The following is a 15854-nucleotide window of genomic DNA, read 5'->3' on the forward strand; positions in this document are numbered from 1 at the left end:
CCGCTCCCGCTCCGCGTGAGCGGATGCGGCTCGCTCCGCTCACCGCCAGGCGGCACGCGCTGCGCGCGCACCGCCAACCGCAGGGCACCCGGGCCGCGTTGCGGCCCGGGACCGGCCTCCGGCCGACCGGTGGCCTCCGCTGCGCTCCAGCCACCCACCATCCCACCGCCTGACCCCACGTCACCCGCCGTACCACGGGGCGCGCCACGCTCCGCGCGGCCCACCCACGGGCCTCACGGCCCGAGCAGTAGCAAAGGGAGGAGGGGTGACGCGGGGTCGGGGCCGGCCACCCGGAGGAGCGGGTGGGTTTGAGGGGGCGTCAAGGTTTCGGATTGGCTTGCTATAAGGCAAGACTAACAGCTTTCAGCCACGTTCGGGGGAATCTCGGCATTCTTTGTGCTTCATTTCTGATAGCGAGATAGACTCTGGACTCAGAGCACACCACCCCGGACCGCTCCGAAGGGTTATCGAGATCCACCCGGCCGCCTTGCCGGTGCTCCGGTGGGGCGGATCGACCAGCCGATCGCTTCAGTCCAACCGTAGCCCTTGCGGCTCCTCTAAGTGCAGGTTTCCCGTTTCCCGCCGCTCGAATCGACCGGACGGCACCGCAGGAGAAGGCAGGCGAATATGTCGAGCACTGACCGCGCTGATCAGCGCGAGGCAGCCCAGCGAGAAGCCATTGACGCGGTCGTGCGCGCCCTCGAATTGCCTGCAAGATCGCTTGTGCCCGAGCGGGGGCTTCGAACGCAGGTGATCATGGCGACCGGGTCCGGGAAGACCCGGGTGGCGGTCCGCAGTGCGGAGGAGCTCCACGCGGGCCGTGTGCTGGTGCTCGTGCCCTCGCTGGACCTGCTCGCCCAGACCGAGGCCGCGTGGCGCGAGGGAGGCCGCCGGGGGCCGATGATCGGGGTGTCCTCGCTGCGCGGTGAGGAAGTGTCCTTCCCCAACACCACGGACGTGGACGAGCTGGTGGAGTGGACGCGGGGCCTGGACAAGGTGACCGTGTACGCCACGTACGCCAGCCTCGGTCTGGGCACGCTGGAGCGGGCGCACGCCGGGGGCCTCGCGGCCTGGGACCTGATCGTCGTGGACGAAGCCCACCGCGTTTCGGGCCGGATCGGGAAGCCGTGGGCGGTCGTCCACGACAACCAGAAGATCCCGTCCCTGCGCCGCCTCTACATGACGGCCACGCCCCGGCTGTGGCAGCTCGGGGACGAGGACGAGGCCGGCGCCCCGGGCGAGCTGGTGGCGAGCATGGAAGACGACCCCGAGGGCCCCTTCGGCAGCCGCTGCTTCACCCTGACCCTCTCGGAGGCCATCGACCGGGGAATCTGTGCCCCGTACCAGGTCGTGTGCGTGGACGTCACCGACACCGCGCTCCAGGCCGCGCAGCTCCTGGGCGCCGAAGGCCGCTCGGCAGAGGTCCGCGGGGCCCGGCTCGCCGCGCTCCAGACCGCCCTGGTGAAGGCGTCGGCCGAGGAGGGCTTCCGCAGGACGCTCGTGTTCCACCACCAGGTCCGCGAGGCCGAGGCGTTCGCGGCCGGCCTTCCGGGCGTCGCCGCGCAGCTGCATGCCTCCGACCCGGAGCTGTACCCGAAGACGATCTGGGCGGACTGGCTGTGCGGCGACCACAAGCCGCTCCACCGGCGCCGGCTGCTGGGCGAGTTCGCGGCCGGGATCGCCACGGACGGCACCGTGGTGGAGAAGTGCTTCCTGTGCTCGGTGAAGGTCCTGGGCGAGGGCGTCGACACCAAGCACTGCGACTCCGTGTACTGGGCGGACGTACGCGGCTCCATGCCGGACCTGGTCCAGGCCGTAGGCCGGGCGCTGCGGATGCAGCCAGGCGAGGGCAAGGTGGCCTCGCTCGTGGTGCCCGTGCTGCTCGGGCCGGGCGAGACGGCGGATAACATGCTCACCTCCAGGGCGTTCGGCGGCCTGGCGAAGCTCCTGGAGGCGCTGCGGGCCCACGACGCCCGGATCGTGGAGACCCTCGCGGAGCGGCAGGCACCGAGCCGCTACAAGCGCGTCAGCAAGGACGACAGCGGGAAGAGCACGGGCGGGAGCGGCGAGGGCTCCGGAGGCGTCAGCGCCCCCGCCAAGGCCCTGCTGAAGTTCTCCACGCCCCGCGACCCGGCCGCCCTCGCGGCGTTCATCAACCTGCGCGTCCTCAACCCCGAGCACGAGCACTGGCGGCGCGGCGTGGAGGCCGCCGTCATCTACGCACGCGAGCACGGCGACTTGAAGGTGCCGTTCACGTTCCGGGTGCCCGCCGTCGAGGACCAGGAGGCGGAGGGCGAGGGGTGGCCGGCCGCGCTCGCAGGGTTCCCGCTGGGGCAGTGGGCCGCCGACGCTCGCCGGTTCTACGCCCGCGGCAACATGGACGAGGACCGCGTCGCGCAGTTGGAGAAACTCGGCATGATCTGGTCGCACTACGACGTCGCGTGGGAGGAGGGCCTGTCCGCCGCGCGCGGGTGGGCGGCCGAACACGGGCACCTCCTGGCCCCGCTGGACGCCACCTACCAGGGATACCGGGTGGGCATCTTCCTGAAGAACGCGCGGGCCGCCGCCAGGAAGGCGCAGGACATCGAGCAGCGGCGTGCCGAGGGGCTCCCGGTGGAATCGTCGGCCGGGGCGCTGTCGGACGAGCGGCGCGAGCAGCTGGAGGAGATCGACGCGTCCTGGTGCCCTTCGTGGCCGGTGACGTGGCAGCGGTGCTTCCACCTGGTACGGATGCATCTGGACGCCGGTGAGGCGCTGCCCACCGAGGCGGGCGACGTCGTGCGCCAGGGCGAGGACCTCGGCCGGTGGGTGCAGTCGGTCCGGCTCGGCTGGGACCAGCTCACCACCGTGCAGCAGTGGATGTGCGAGCAGGTCCTCGGGATCACACCCGCGAGCGAGGACGAGAAGCCGCGCCCGCGCCGTACGCAGGCCGACAAGTGGGCGATGAACTACGAGGCCGCCAAGCAGTTCTACGAGCGCGAGGGCCACCTCCAGGTCCCGCGGAAGTGGGTTGAGCGGATCGTCGGCGAGGACCAGGAGGAACGGGAGCACAAGCTGGGCGCCTGGATCGGGAACCAGCGCTCCCGGGCCGCGACACTGACGCCGGAACGGATGGAGCAGCTGTCCGCCATCGGCATGCGGTGGGCGTAGGGGGTGGGTACGTCGGAGGGCCCCCGGCCGCTGGGCGCGGTCGGGGGCCCTCCGACGTACCAGGGTGGAGCGTGGTCAGTCGTCTCGTCGTACGACGGTGCGCATCGGGTGCGAGCGCAGGATGCGCCTGTTGGCGGGGGGCGCGCCGGGCGAACTGGTGGCGAGCATGGAAGACGAATGGAAGACGATCCGGACGGGCCGTTCGGTAACCGAGCGTTAGTCGGTGAATTAGTCCGCCACTGGGTTTCCGGTGTCTCCCAGTATGGTGCCGCAATTGGGACACTGAACGTAGCCCATGAGTAAGGGTGCCTTTGATAGGTGGATTTCACGAGTGCAGTAGGGACACATAGTTACATTTCCAGGGATTATTTGGTCACTGCCCAAGATCACGGATGTTATGGAGGCTGGATTAGCAGGATCCGCTTCCTGAATCTGCCGTAAACGGTATGCCATAGCAACCTTCTCGGCATCCGCGCGGCGTAGGTTTCGCAGAGCCGCCTCAATAGGCGGTAACTCGGCCATAGGGCGTTTTGTGCAAGCTACGTGGAGTACTCGATTAGCCATGCGTTTGTCCAGTCGCGCCAAAAGTTTCAGCAGCTCCACAGGCGAGCAGCGCTCTCCTGCAGTTTCCAGGACGTGGAGGCCAGCGTCGGGATCGTCGGTCAGCAGAGGTAATGCGACGTCGGCGATATCGGCAGCTGACCGTAGTAGCACGACCCGCTCGGCAATCATTCGTGAGTCCGCAAACCGCCTTTTCCTGCTCATTTCTGCGATCGCCGACGCCGTATCTGCGAGTGGCGATGACAACACCTTTTGGGATACGAACTCGAAAGCCGGATCGCCGAGTTTTTCTCGACGCAGCAAAGCCGCTGTTTGAAGGACATCGGGGAAGGAAAGCTGATGCGCCATGCGTGAGAGCAGCGACTGAAGGGTCACGTCATCTCTGACGGGGTTGTCGGACGCTGCGTAGTTTCGGATACCGGCGACCGCTTCCTCGGGCGTCAGCGTAGGAGGCACCGGCTTGTCCGGAAGGATGTCCGCCACATCATGCGAGGTGAGCGGGTTGTCCACTGAGTTGTCCAGACGTAGCTCGCTGGCGAGCTGATCTAGACGGTCGGCACGGTCATCCAGATGTCGGGCTGCTTTCGAGAGGGCGAGATCGATGTCGTCGCTGCCGGCATTCATGGGTTCCTGCATCACAGGTGCTGCAAAGGGCGGCTCCGAGGCAGCGGCGCCGGATGTTGCGCCACGCAACCGTTCCAGTTCCTCGGTGAGTGCACGGACCTGCTCAGCAGCCTCTTCCGCGAGTTGGTCTGCCTTCTGACGTTCAGCCTTGGCCCGTGCCAGCTCTGTCTCGGCGGTGTCGCGTTGTTGTTCGGTCCTGGCCAAGCGTTCATAGACCTGAGTTGGGTCCGCACGGGCAGGATCGGAAACGCGTCGACGGTCGCGTTCGCGGGCCAGGTTGGTGATGTCTCGTTGCAGTTTGTCCACCATGGACAGCAGGATCAGTACCATCTGGTTGGCGTCATTGCGTTCCCGCTCGAGTTGCTGCTGGCGCTCCAGTGCCCGTAGCAACCGGTCGGATACCTCTATCGAGCGCTGCTGAACAAGCACCAGTTGCGTATCGGGCGGTGCAGACTCTTCGTTCTTCTCCGTACGGGCTTGCAGACGGGTGGCCTGCACCTCGGCAAGCCGCTGCCTTCTGCGCACATCGTTGGGTGAACAGATATCCGCAATGGCTTCGATAAAATCCTGCCGCAGCGCTAGACCCGCCAGTCTTTCCGACAATGCACTACGACTAGGAATGCGCCCGTCCGTGAAGTGCTCGGGTGTCAGCTTGTCACGGATGTCATCCATACGCATGCCGGCTTCGTCCAGCCACTGCCGCAGCAAAGCGGCCGCAGCGTTGTCCTCGGCAGACTGCCCCTTCAACGGCCCCCACGGGCGTGTCCGTCGGCCCACGTCACCCCTCGGCTCTCTCCGAACTGCTCTGACCTTATCCAAGCTTGTCCGGACCGAAGGCCGAACAAGTGGACCAGGTCTGTCACGAACGGAGAACTTGGAGGCGTCGCCAAGCCCAGGAATCAACGACATCGAGCAGGAGACATCCGGTGAACCCCTCTCTGCAGCACGCCCTCGACATCGTCATGCAAGGCATGCTGACGGAGCTGCCTGCACAGTTCGTCACCGCATCCGTAGCAGCAGTTGCCACATGGCTACGCGCTCGGAAGAAGGCAGGGGCCAGACGCCCGCCCCACTCCGGTGCCGACGCAAGGCCGACCTGCTCCATCCCGGCGGAAAACGCAGCAGTCGGCACTGATGAGAAGACGACCCAGTCCCCTCCCTCGGCAGGATCTCAGCTCCCATGACGGCCAGGCAGGGCCGAACCGCAGGTTGCCGCGGACGTCGGTGGGCCCGTCATGCGACGGGCCCACCGCGTTGTCAGTGACGTGTCTGCCACCACAGGATCAGCAGCGTCACGGCGCCACTGCCCAGCTTGTACGCCACCCCCTGGAGGAATTCTCTCGGGAGGTTCCGTCCCTGTTGGCGTACCCATGTGCGCAGGTGAGTGGTGGTTGCAGCACGCGGCCTGTCCCGGCGGCGTGGGTGCTTACGCCGGCGTTTGGCGCTACTGTCGTCCATACGGAGTTCCTCTCGTTGATGGCGTGCGGAACACCGCGCAGGGAGCCCTCCCAACTCAGAGGCCTAGGAAACCTGTTGGGGTGTAGGGCTCCTTCTGCGCGTTCTCAGGGAGTGTAGCCACGGTCACCGACGCACTGGGGCATCCGCGCGTGCGGAGGCAACCAGAGGCAACCAGGGTCAACATCGAGCGTCATCCAGTGACATCGAACGACTCGGCGCCGTCGTTGCAGCGCAGGTCAGAGGGTGCCGAATGGCGCACCGTGTGAGTGTCGTCACGTGTGCTGTCTGCGGTGTGTCTCTGATCTGCTTTTCTCGTCATCCTCGAACTCCTCATCCGCACGGTGAGCGAGACTCCACAGCAGTGGCTTCGGATGGCGTCCGGGATCCGCAGTGTGAGCGAGGGGCCGCGGTCAGCGGCGGGTGAAGTCGTGGAGCCGGTCGGCCAGGCGCCGGTCGGGGCGCTGGACGATGATGCAGGAGCCGGTGTCGGTGGCGGCCAGGCGGTCGATCTCCATCTCCAGGCCGGCGGTGGGGGCGTTGGCGCTGCTGGTGCCGGTGCGTCGGACGTAGGCGGCGACCGCTTCGAGGGTGGCGAGGAAGACGTCGTTGGGGGTGTCGGTGTCGATGACGTCGTCGGTGACGACGTAGAGCCAGTGGCGTGCTTCGCGGGTCTCGCCGAGGGCGAGGTGGTGCAGGTGCAGGCAGTAGGCGGCGGCGCGGTGTCCGGCGCCGGCGGCGAGCTGCCACCAGAACTGGGCGCTCTCGTGGTGGTCGGTGAGGTGGAGGAGGCAGGCGAAGACGAGGGCGCCGTCGACGTCGAGCTGGTCCTCGGTGGCTGCGTCGGGGTCCTGGGCGAGGCGGTCGACGTGGTCGGCGGCGTCGGGCTTGTTGAGGATCCACCGGCAGATCACCGACAGGCGCTGTCCGGCCTGGGCGGCCCGCAGGGTGTCCGGGTGGGGTGCGGTGGCGAGGGCCGCGTCGGTGGCGAGGCGGCGCAGGGCGGCGCCGACGTCGAAGCCGTCGTGGGGTGCGGTGGGGATGCGGGCGTCGGCCAGGAGGTCGTCGATGACGGTCACCGTCCTGCCCCCTTCCTGTTCTTGCTTTCCGGTGCGGGCAGGCCGAGCCGGATGCGGAGGCGTTCCTTGCCCTTGCGGCCGTGATAGTCGACGGTGCGGGTGTCCAGGCCCATGAAGCGGGCGATGCGTTTGGTCGGGTAGCCCAGCAGGTAGCGCAGGGCGATCACGGTGAACTGGCGGGTGGGCAGTTCCAGGATCGCCTCGTACAGGCCGCCGGCCGCCTGGTTGAGTTCGAGCTCGTTGCGGACCGCCTGGAGATTGAGCGCTATGGGCCCGTTGATGAGGAAGGCCGGCGGGCGGCCGTCCTGCGCCAGCCGACGGGTGACGCCGCGGTGCAGCACCGCGAGGGTCTGCTGCTCCAGGTCGCCTTGCTGCAGCAGCGAGTCCCAGCCGCTCAGGATTTCCAGGAACACCTCGTGGACCACCTGTTCGGCTGCGCGCCGGGTGCCGAGGTGGATCTCCGCGAAGTCGTGGAAGAACTCCTGGTGACCGAGGTAGAAGGCCTCGAAGTCCAGAGGCAGGTCGGGAGGGGCCTGGACGGGCTGGCCGTGGCCGCCGTCCTGGGGCGATACGCCAGTGCTGACGTCGCCGTTGCCCATGTAGTCCTCCAGGCGGTGCGAGCACAGGCCCTCTCCGTTGAAGACCGGTGCGCTGGGAACGCAGGCCAACTGACCTACGTGGGAAGCCAGTTGGTTGGCCTCCCTGGCACCACCCTGTCGATTTTCGGGGACGGAAACTCATGCCGCTCCAGGAAAATTACTACGCAGAGATCATCTTCGTAAGCGGAACGTGAGTCCTCTCGTGGTGTACGTGTTCGATGCGTGCCCTGTGAGCTGCACCTTCGCACCCCCGCCTCTGACGGCGCCGGTCAACAGGCGTCCCGTCCGTGGCGTACCTCACACGCACGCCGAAGCTACCCGGGCGCAGGGCAGAGCGATCCCGTCAGCTCCGAGCCGACTGCTGACACAACCGATCGGCCCTCACCCGTTCGAGTGCGCACAAAAGCGAGCCCTGCCCCGGCGCCACCACCAGCCGCGGCCGTCACCACCGCAGGAACGACGGAAGCCCGGCTCCCTCCAGACGAGGAGTCGCTTCCCCTCCGGTCGCCGCACAGGCCAGGCCACCCCCTCATCGCCCCGCTCACACTGCCTGCGCCCGCGGCCAGAGACTCGCCTAAGCAGACGGTTCTGCTGGACGGCTCTATGCACTGAGCGGTGTTTGAGCGGCGTGCGTGACGTCAGCCACGAGCTCGGTCATGTCTGGGCCGTAGGCGTCGGAGTTGGTCACTTTGAGCAGCAGGCAGAAGGAAGAGTTCTTGTGCTTCCGAGCGAGCTGTTCGAGGTGGCGGGCAAGGTAGCGGGTGGCGGCTTGGTTGGTGATGGCTACCTGTCCGCAGAAGAGGAACACCGGCCGGGCACCGGCTTGTGCAACGAGTCGGGCGAGCAGCACGTACTCGCTCGTCCCGATCTCCAGTGGGTACCGTTCCTGCCCTATCTGGAAGACACACTGGTCAGCGGCCTCACTGGGGTCGAGACCAGCATTGACTCTGACTCCCGGCAGCAGGGTCTGCAGGTGCGCTGCCATGCGTTGGTTGGAAACCGGCCCGCCGAGGCAGAACTCCGTGTCCTCGCCAATGCCCTGTCTCACGGACGTATGCGTTACCAACGTGATGCGTGCGCCGCACTCCTTGACCAGCGCTGACAGTTCCGAGAGGGCGTACACGTCGTGGTCCTGCACCGACTGAGGATTCCCGCCGGCCTGCCGGTTGATGACAAGAAGAGCATCTGAGCCATCCGGCAACCCCAAGAACTGCTGTCGTCGCCGGAGCCTGACGCGCCACAGGTACGTGCGAGCGATCCATGCCAACGTCGCGCTGATGCCTGCAGCCACCAGGCCCAGCAACACGTCACGCAAGTCTTCTGTCATGAACACGCATCGTAACGGTCTCCGGAATACCGAACCCTGGCGTCCGTAGAGGGTGAGTGCGCCCGCAGCTTGCCCGGCAGCCGAACGCACCCAGGCGCTGGATCTCGCGCATGCTGTCGAATGCCGGCGAGGGGGTTGAGGTGTTCGTCAAGGAGCACGTTGCCTTCGGGGTCTGTCAGGCTGACCTGTACGGCCCATGGATCAGTGAGCGCGGTGGTTTGCACGTCCAGTACGACCAGGCGGCGGTCGGCGAGGATGCCGCGGGCCCATCTCCGGGCGTGTCCGTGGTCGGCATGCCAGGAGGCGGGCCGACGCATCGCCCGGATGGCATCGTCCAGGCGGGCGTGCTGTTCCCGGAGCGACTGCACGTGCCAGTGTCGGCCGGTGTCGTACTGAGCGTGGACGGTGCCCAGGTAGCGGGTGTCCTCGTACACCGCCCAGGTGGGCCGCTCGGTGTCGCCGGGCCGTACGAAGCGGACGTCGGCGTTTCCTGGTTCAGGCGACAGGTGCGCGAGACAATTCGAAGTGACGGGTCGTCGAATACGTGGCGACCGCTGTGTTGGAGCGAGGGGGGAGCTGCTGTGTCGCAGGCATGGAAGATCACGGTGATCGTGCTGGCGGCGGGTGGCGTGCTGTCCACCCCGCTGATCTGGCTGCTGGACAGCCCGGGGGCGGGGCAACTGGCCGGTGCCACGGTTCAGGCTGCCGTCGGCATCGCGGCGCTGGTCTGGGCCCTGTTTCAGCGTCCGCCCTCTGCCGGGCCGACGGACAAGGCTTCCCGGACTGGGAAGGCCAGCCGCGGCGGCGTCACCGGCATCCGGCGGCCCGGCGCCCGGGGACGTGGCTCGGCCACAGCTGAGCGCACGGGAGAAGCCAGCGGCACGAACTCGGTCTCCGGCATCGACTACTCGAACTAGGCCCAGCGCCATGAGTAAGAAGCCTGAAGCGTCAGTGACCGCCGAGGACACTGGTCGAGCTATGGCCGCCGGCGATGAACCGGCCGTGACCGGCTATCGTGGCCCGGCCCCGGGAAGCACCCCTGGTTCCCCCACCTCCGTCCACCTGTCTCACACCGGAGACGCGACCGCCACCAACGGCGGAACTGCCATCAGCGGCTACGTTCACACGCTGACTGTGCAGCGCGCGCCGCGGGAACCGGCTGCCTGGCCGCACCAGGTAGGCGTGATCCCCTCCGAGGCCAGGTCGTTCCAGCACCGTGCCGAGGCGGACCGGCTACGGACGGCGGTCGAGGGCGGAGGCACCGCCGTCCTCACCCAGGTGCTGACCGGAATGGGCGGGGTCGGCAAGACCCAACTCGCCGCCGACTACGCCCGCGCCGCGTGGAATGACGGCGACCTGGATGTCCTGGTCTGGGTTACCGCGAGCGCCCAGTCGGCCGTGGTGAGCGCATACGCGCAGGCTGGTGTCGAGCTGTGCCGGGCCGACCCCGACGATCCTGAGCGGGCAGCGAAACAGTTTCTGGCCTGGCTGGTTCCCAAGCCCGGGCAACGTCCGTGCCGGTGGCTGATCGTCCTGGACGATGTCGCCGACCCCAGCGACCTCATCGTCCACCCCGACGATCCCGGCACTCGCTACAGCCTGTGGCCTCCCGCCAGCCCGTACGGCCGGGTGTTGCTCACCACCCGCCGCCGCGACGCCGCGCTGTTCGGTGACGGCCGCCGGCGGATCGAGGTGGGCCTGTTCACTCCTGCCGAATCAGTCGCCTACCTCACTTCGGTCCTGCATGCCTGCGGCCGCACCGAGCCCGGCGACCAGCTCACCGCTCTCGCCGCCGACCTCGGGCACCTGCCCCTGGCCCTGGCCCAGGCCGCCGCCTACCTCATCGACTCCGGCGAGAGTGCGGCCACCTACCGCGATCTGCTGGCCGACCGCGCCACGGCCCTCACCGACCTCGCCCCCGACGCCCTGCCCGACGAACAAGCCACCGCACTCTCCGCCGCCTGGTCCCTGTCCATCGACCGCGCCGACACACTGCGCCCCGCCGGCCTGGCCCGACCCATGCTCCACCTGGCCTCCCTCCTTGATGCCAACGGCATCCCCCAGTCCGTCCTGACCAGCCTGCCCGCCCTCACCTACCTCGACCTGCACCGGACCGCTTCGAGCACCGTGCAGGCGCGGCGCCCGAAGTGGTGGCCGAGCCGGCGGCAACGCCCCGCGCCACCAGTCACTACCGACAAAGCAATCGGCGCCCTGCGCGCCCTGGACCGGCTCAGTCTCATCGACCACACACCGCAGACTCCACACCAGGCCGTCCGCGTCCACAGGCTCATCCAGCGCGCCACCCGCGACACGCACACTCCCAACCAGCACGACCAGGCCGCGCGCAGTGCTGCCGATGCCCTGGTCGCGGCCTGGCCCGAGATCGAACGCGATACCGGCCTCGGCCAGGCTCTGCGCACCAATAGCGACGCCCTTACCCATCACGCCGAAGCAGCCCTATACCGGCCCGGCGCACACACAGTGCTGTATCGCCTCGGTCGCAGCCTCGTCCAATCCGGCCAGGTAGCCAGCGCGATCGACCACTTCGAGCACTTGGTCGCGACTACCAACAGCCACCTAGGAGCCGAGCACCCCGACACCCTCATCGCCCGGGGGGACCTCGCTTCCGTTCGGGTAAGTGCAGGGGACGCAGCTGCGGCCGTCGAGGAATTCGCTGATCTCCTGGACCACAAGAGGCGGGTACTCGGCCCCGACCACCCCCACACCCTCACTACCCGGCACAACCTCGCCTCCTCGCGGGGAAGGGCGGGAGACGCGGCCGGAGCGGTGCAGGAATTGGCCAACCTACTGCCCGACCGAGTACGGGTACTCGGCCCCGACCACCCCCAAACCCTCACTACCCGGCAAAACCTCGCCTTCTGGCGGGGAAAAGCGGGGGATGCGGCCGGAACCGTCCAGGCGCTCGCCGAGCTTCTATCCCGCATGACGCGGGTATTCGGCCCCGACCACCCCCACACCCTCATCACCAGGAACAACCTCGCCTCCTGGCGAGGAGAAGCAGGGGATGCGGCCGGAGCGGTGCAGGAATTGGCCAACCTACTGCCCGACCAGGTACGGATACTCGGCCCCGACCACCCAAGCACCCTCCGCACCAGGAACAACCTCGCCTCCTCGCGGGGAGAAGCAGGGGACGTGGCCGGAACCGTCCAAGCGTTCGCCGACCTCCTGCACGACCAACTACGAGTCCTCGGTCCCGACCACCCCCAAACCCTCACCACCCGAAACAACCTCGCCTTCTGGCGAGGAAAGGCAGGGGACATGGCCGGATCCATGCAGGAATGCGCCGACCTCTTGGACCATATGACGCGGGTATTCGGCGCCGACCACCCTGATACTCTCAGCACCCGAAACAACCTCGCCTTTTCGCAGCGAAAGGTAGGGGATGCGGCCGGAGCGGCACAGGCATTCACCGACCTCCTGCACGACCAACTACGAATACTCGGCCCCGACCACCCCGACACCCTCACCACCCGGAGCAACCTCGCCTCTTGCCAGGGAGAAGCAGGGGATGCGGCCGCAGCCGTCCAGGCACTCACCGACCTCCTGCACGACCAACTACGAATACTCGGCCCCGACCACCCCGACACCCTCACCACCCGAAACGACATCGCCTACTGGCGAGGGGAGGCAGGGGATGCGGCCGCAGCCGTCCAGGCACTCACCGACCTCCTGCACGACCAACTACGAATACTCGGCCCCGACCACCCCGACACCCTCACCACCCGAAACAACATCGCCTGCCGGCGGGGAGAAGCAGGGGATGCGGCCGCAGCCGTCCAGGCACTCACCGACCTCCTGCACGACCAACTACAGGTACTCGGGCCCGACCACCGCACCACCCTCAGCACCCGGTACAACATCGCCTATTGGCGAGGACAAGCAGGGGATGCGGCCCGAGCTGTCCAAGCATTCACCGACCTGCTGCCCGACCAACTACGGATACTCGGCCCCGACCACCCCGACACCCTCAGCACCCGATACAACCTCGCCTCCTCGCGAGCCGAAGCGGGGGATGCGGCCGGAGCCGTCCAAGCACTCGCCGACCTCTCGGACCACATGACGCGACTGCTTGGCTTCGACCACCCCGACGTGCAAAGGGTTCGGCGAAGTCTCAACCACTGGCAGAAGCAGGCGCAGAACTTCGGATAACGATCGTTCACGGGATCCCGGGTCGATCGGCCGGACAGAACGGCGGCGGTGCGATGGCAGGCTTCCTCGGTGTTGCCGTACCGGGTCGTCGCCGGCGCTCTGGACGAGCGCGGCCACGATCACGGCCGCGAGGCAACCCGCCAGGCACCGTCGGCCCAATGGCCTGGCCCCCGGCCCTGATGAAGCCCTGCCCCGCCAGGGCTTCGCGGCGACCTGGCCGTCGGGGTGGAGGTAGTAGCCGTCGCCGATCCGGATCGGATCCACGGACTCCAGCGGCACGAACGCCACGATCTCGATCGCCTTCGCCGTCGGCAACGGCAACTCCCGCAGCTCCTCATCCGTCACCGGGACGACCCGCTCCTCGGTGAGCAGGTAACCCTTGCCGATCTCCGACGGGACACCTCGCGGTCCTCCAGCTCACAGATCTTGCGGGTACGAACGCGGCCCATGTCCGACTGGTGATACAAGTGAAACTTGGTCGAGTGGTCCTCGGTGGCGCTGACGACGTGGATCGGCACCGTGACCAGGCCAAAGGAGATGGCGCCGGACCAGATGGTGCGGGGCATGGGGATACCTCCGGGACAGCCCCGAGCACGTCCAGGCTATGTCAGGCCCAACGGAGCAGCACCTCAACCAGGAATGCGGTTCGCGGCCGGATGACCGGCGAACCGCGGCGCGCAGTCCAGCTCCGCTGGTGTCAGGCGCCACGTGCTCTGTGGGCGGGGCTACCCCTGCAACTCCCGAGACGCCGTACGCGGCGGCCGCACGGCTGGGCTGCACGGTGGACCAGGTGGGGTATTGCGCGCGCTGTCAAAGCTGCTGCCAGCGGTACGGCCCGGGTGGAGGGCCGCTGTGCCTGTCCTGTAGGGAGATCGTCGAGCAGGCCCGGATAAAGTCTCCTCGGACGCGGTGAGCTACGCTGGCGCCGGTCCGGCTCCAAGGCTGCGGCGAGCGCCCTTCGACGCCTGCTGAGGAAGACCCAGCACACCGGGTGCTCAACAGTTCGGCGACATCGGGGAGACGGACGGCCGGGAGGTCGATCATCCGCCTCGTCGCCGCCCAGCGCCGACCCTACTGGGCTACGCGGTCCAACTCGCCCAGCATGTCCTCTAGACCGAGGTTGAAGATAGCCCACCCTTGGAAGGCGACGGCGTCGGCCTGCAGCGCCCGTTTTGCCGCAGCGCGCTGGGTGGGGGCACCAGACCGTAGGCGGCGCGCATGCTGATTGAGGTCGTTGAAGGACCCGATGAGTACGTGCCGGTCGATCCTTGCAAGATTTTCGTGTCTCGCTCTCATGACCCGGTGACGCTCGAGAGACATCCACGCCATTCCAGCGCCTTCGACGAGAGGACGGATCTCTCGGTCCAGTTGTTCCCAGAGCAAACCAAGTGAGTCCATCCATACGGCTTGGTCGCGTCCGTCACCAGTAAAGGACTCCCGGAACGCCATGGTCCGTCTCTCCACCTGAGCCGCAGCCGAGAGCCCCTCTCGTTCAAGCGCCTGTATCAGCTCTTCGTTGATGACGAGCAGCTCAGAGACCTTTGAGTCGAAAGTCGGCAGCACCCCCGGGCGCACATGCTTGAAGGCCAAAGCGCGATACGCCTGAGTTGCGAACCTTACTCGGTTCTGTACAGATCGACGCTCGATTGCCTCCGCCTGCATCTCGCTGAGATGCGAGAGCACCACGAGAGCTGTTGGGACACCGAACAGCAGGCTCGCGAAGCTGGACGCGAGATTCGTGAGGAAACTTCGGTTCTCCCACCACTGATGTGCGTCTCCGTAGATGCCCAGCCCAACGGCGGCACAACCAAGAGGAAAGCATAGATAGACCACCCACCGAATGGCTCGCGGAGTGGTCCGCCACCATTGTCGTGATCCTGCGATCCAGCCCTCCACGAGCTCCCTTCCTCTCCCCGACCTGGTCGACGCGACGTTAGCGGATCACAGCATCACCATGCGCTTCATGACTACAAATCGACCGCCAAGAAGCCCGCCGCCGCTGCGGCGGAAGAGTCCGCTGAGGCCGTCCCCGAGACGCCCTGGCCCGTACCGCACGCAAGCCGGCCCCGCCCCGGACGCAGACGTCGTGGCGATGTTCCTCGATCACTACGGCACCCTCGCTAAGGCCGACCGGCAGCTGCAGCGGGCGACCGCACACGGCTGGTACCTGTACCCCGTCCCGCTGCCCCGGTCGGCGGACGACTACCGCACGTACGAAGTCGAGATCACCGGACTAAGTTAGGGCGGGTCCTGACCGACGCCGAGCACGCCCGGTGTAGGGTCTCGCGGCCCGTGGCATACGGACCGGTGTCTTTTGGGCGGCGGGTGTGGCGAGCTCTCTGGGGAGGTTGCTGGTGGTCATGAAGGCGCTCAGTTCGGACCCCCAGGGAACGGAGGCGGCGAAGCCTTCGGCGATGTGAGCGGTGGAGCGTACGGGCTGAGGCAGGTGCCGGTCACGGGTGAAACCGAGCATGCGGGCCATGGCACGCCAGAGCCGGGCGTCGGGGGTGATGCCGACGGCCGCATGGTGGGCGGCGAGGGGGTTGCCGGCCCCGGCGGCGAAGCGCCACCAGTACAGGGCGCTTTCGCGTCGGTCGAGGGTGTAGAGGAGGAGGCAGGCGAAGATCTCGGCGAGGACCGAACGACGGCACCGGCTGGGGCGAGGGCGCCGGTGTGCTGGCCCTCATGCGGCTGTCCGGCGCCCGCCGTGCCGGCCCGTCGCGTCCTCGCGGTGATCCGCGGCTCGGCCGTGAACCAGGACGGTGCGTCCAACGGCCTGACCGCGCCCAATGGCCCCTCCCAGCAGCGGGTCATCGAGTACCGCCCACGCCAGTCATCGCACTAGGGATCGACGCGGACTAAACAGTGGCATGGTGGGCGACCTTTGTC

9 protein-coding genes and 2 pseudogenes are annotated in these 15854 nt (G+C 67.6%); 5 read left to right on the top strand and 6 right to left on the bottom strand.

Annotated elements, in window-relative coordinates; genetic code table 11:
• Positions 1-627: 627 nt before the first annotated feature.
• The gene (locus tag ACFIF2_RS32590; protein WP_395576885.1) at positions 628-3150 is read left to right on the top strand and encodes a Helicase associated domain protein; all 2523 of its coding nucleotides are present in this window, start codon (positions 628-630) and stop codon (positions 3148-3150) included.
• A gap of 228 nt (positions 3151-3378) precedes the next feature.
• On the opposite strand, the gene ACFIF2_RS32595 is transcribed toward ACFIF2_RS32590, so the two are convergent.
• The 4 genes from ACFIF2_RS32595 to ACFIF2_RS32610 all read right to left on the bottom strand — a co-directional run bounded on the left by ACFIF2_RS32595 (position 3379) and on the right by ACFIF2_RS32610 (position 8795).
• Positions 3379-5082: a hypothetical protein gene (locus ACFIF2_RS32595; RefSeq protein ID WP_395576886.1), complete on the bottom strand. Its 1704-nt coding sequence runs from the start codon at positions 5080-5082 to the stop codon at positions 3379-3381.
• Positions 5083-6203: 1121 nt separating this feature from the next.
• Entirely contained in the window at positions 6204-6869 is a 666-nt protein-coding gene (locus tag ACFIF2_RS32600) for a hypothetical protein (RefSeq protein ID WP_395576887.1), read from the bottom strand.
• The gene (locus tag ACFIF2_RS32605) at positions 6866-7468 is read right to left on the bottom strand and encodes a sigma-70 family RNA polymerase sigma factor (RefSeq protein ID WP_395576933.1); all 603 of its coding nucleotides are present in this window, start codon (positions 7466-7468) and stop codon (positions 6866-6868) included. The genes ACFIF2_RS32600 and ACFIF2_RS32605 overlap by 4 nt, the downstream gene beginning before the upstream one ends.
• Before the next feature lie 601 nt (positions 7469-8069).
• Positions 8070-8795: a hypothetical protein gene (locus tag ACFIF2_RS32610; protein WP_046248943.1), complete on the bottom strand. Its 726-nt coding sequence runs from the start codon at positions 8793-8795 to the stop codon at positions 8070-8072.
• Between the two features lie 110 nt (positions 8796-8905).
• On the opposite strand from ACFIF2_RS32610, the gene ACFIF2_RS32615 reads away from it, so the two are divergent.
• Both ACFIF2_RS32615 and ACFIF2_RS32620 read left to right on the top strand, forming a co-directional pair.
• Positions 8906-9712: a hypothetical protein gene (locus ACFIF2_RS32615; protein ID WP_388091327.1), complete on the top strand. Its 807-nt coding sequence runs from the start codon at positions 8906-8908 to the stop codon at positions 9710-9712.
• 10 nt (positions 9713-9722) lie between these two features.
• Positions 9723-12965, top strand: a complete 3243-nt coding sequence (locus tag ACFIF2_RS32620) for a tetratricopeptide repeat protein (protein ID WP_395576888.1) — start codon at positions 9723-9725, stop codon at positions 12963-12965.
• Positions 12966-13160: 195 nt separating this feature from the next.
• Here the strand turns inward: ACFIF2_RS32620 and ACFIF2_RS32625 are convergent.
• Positions 13161-13531 (bottom strand): annotated as a pseudogene (locus ACFIF2_RS32625) (Ku protein); the annotation flags it as partial.
• A gap of 505 nt (positions 13532-14036) precedes the next feature.
• Positions 14037-14861, bottom strand: a complete 825-nt coding sequence (locus ACFIF2_RS32630; RefSeq protein WP_395576889.1) for a hypothetical protein — start codon at positions 14859-14861, stop codon at positions 14037-14039.
• A 190-nt stretch (positions 14862-15051) separates the two neighbouring features.
• Here ACFIF2_RS32630 and ACFIF2_RS32635 point away from each other — a divergent pair, with 190 nt between their 5' ends.
• Together ACFIF2_RS32635 and ACFIF2_RS32640 are read left to right on the top strand one after the other, a co-directional pair.
• The gene (locus ACFIF2_RS32635; protein ID WP_395576890.1) at positions 15052-15207 is read left to right on the top strand and encodes a hypothetical protein; all 156 of its coding nucleotides are present in this window, start codon (positions 15052-15054) and stop codon (positions 15205-15207) included.
• 398 nt (positions 15208-15605) lie between these two features.
• Positions 15606-15780 (top strand): annotated as a pseudogene (locus ACFIF2_RS32640) (hypothetical protein); the annotation flags it as partial.
• Positions 15781-15854: the final 74 nt, after the last annotated feature.

Origin of the sequence: Streptomyces sp. BK79 (assembly GCF_044142145.1) — a bacterium.
Taxonomy (GTDB): domain Bacteria; phylum Actinomycetota; class Actinomycetes; order Streptomycetales; family Streptomycetaceae; genus Streptomyces.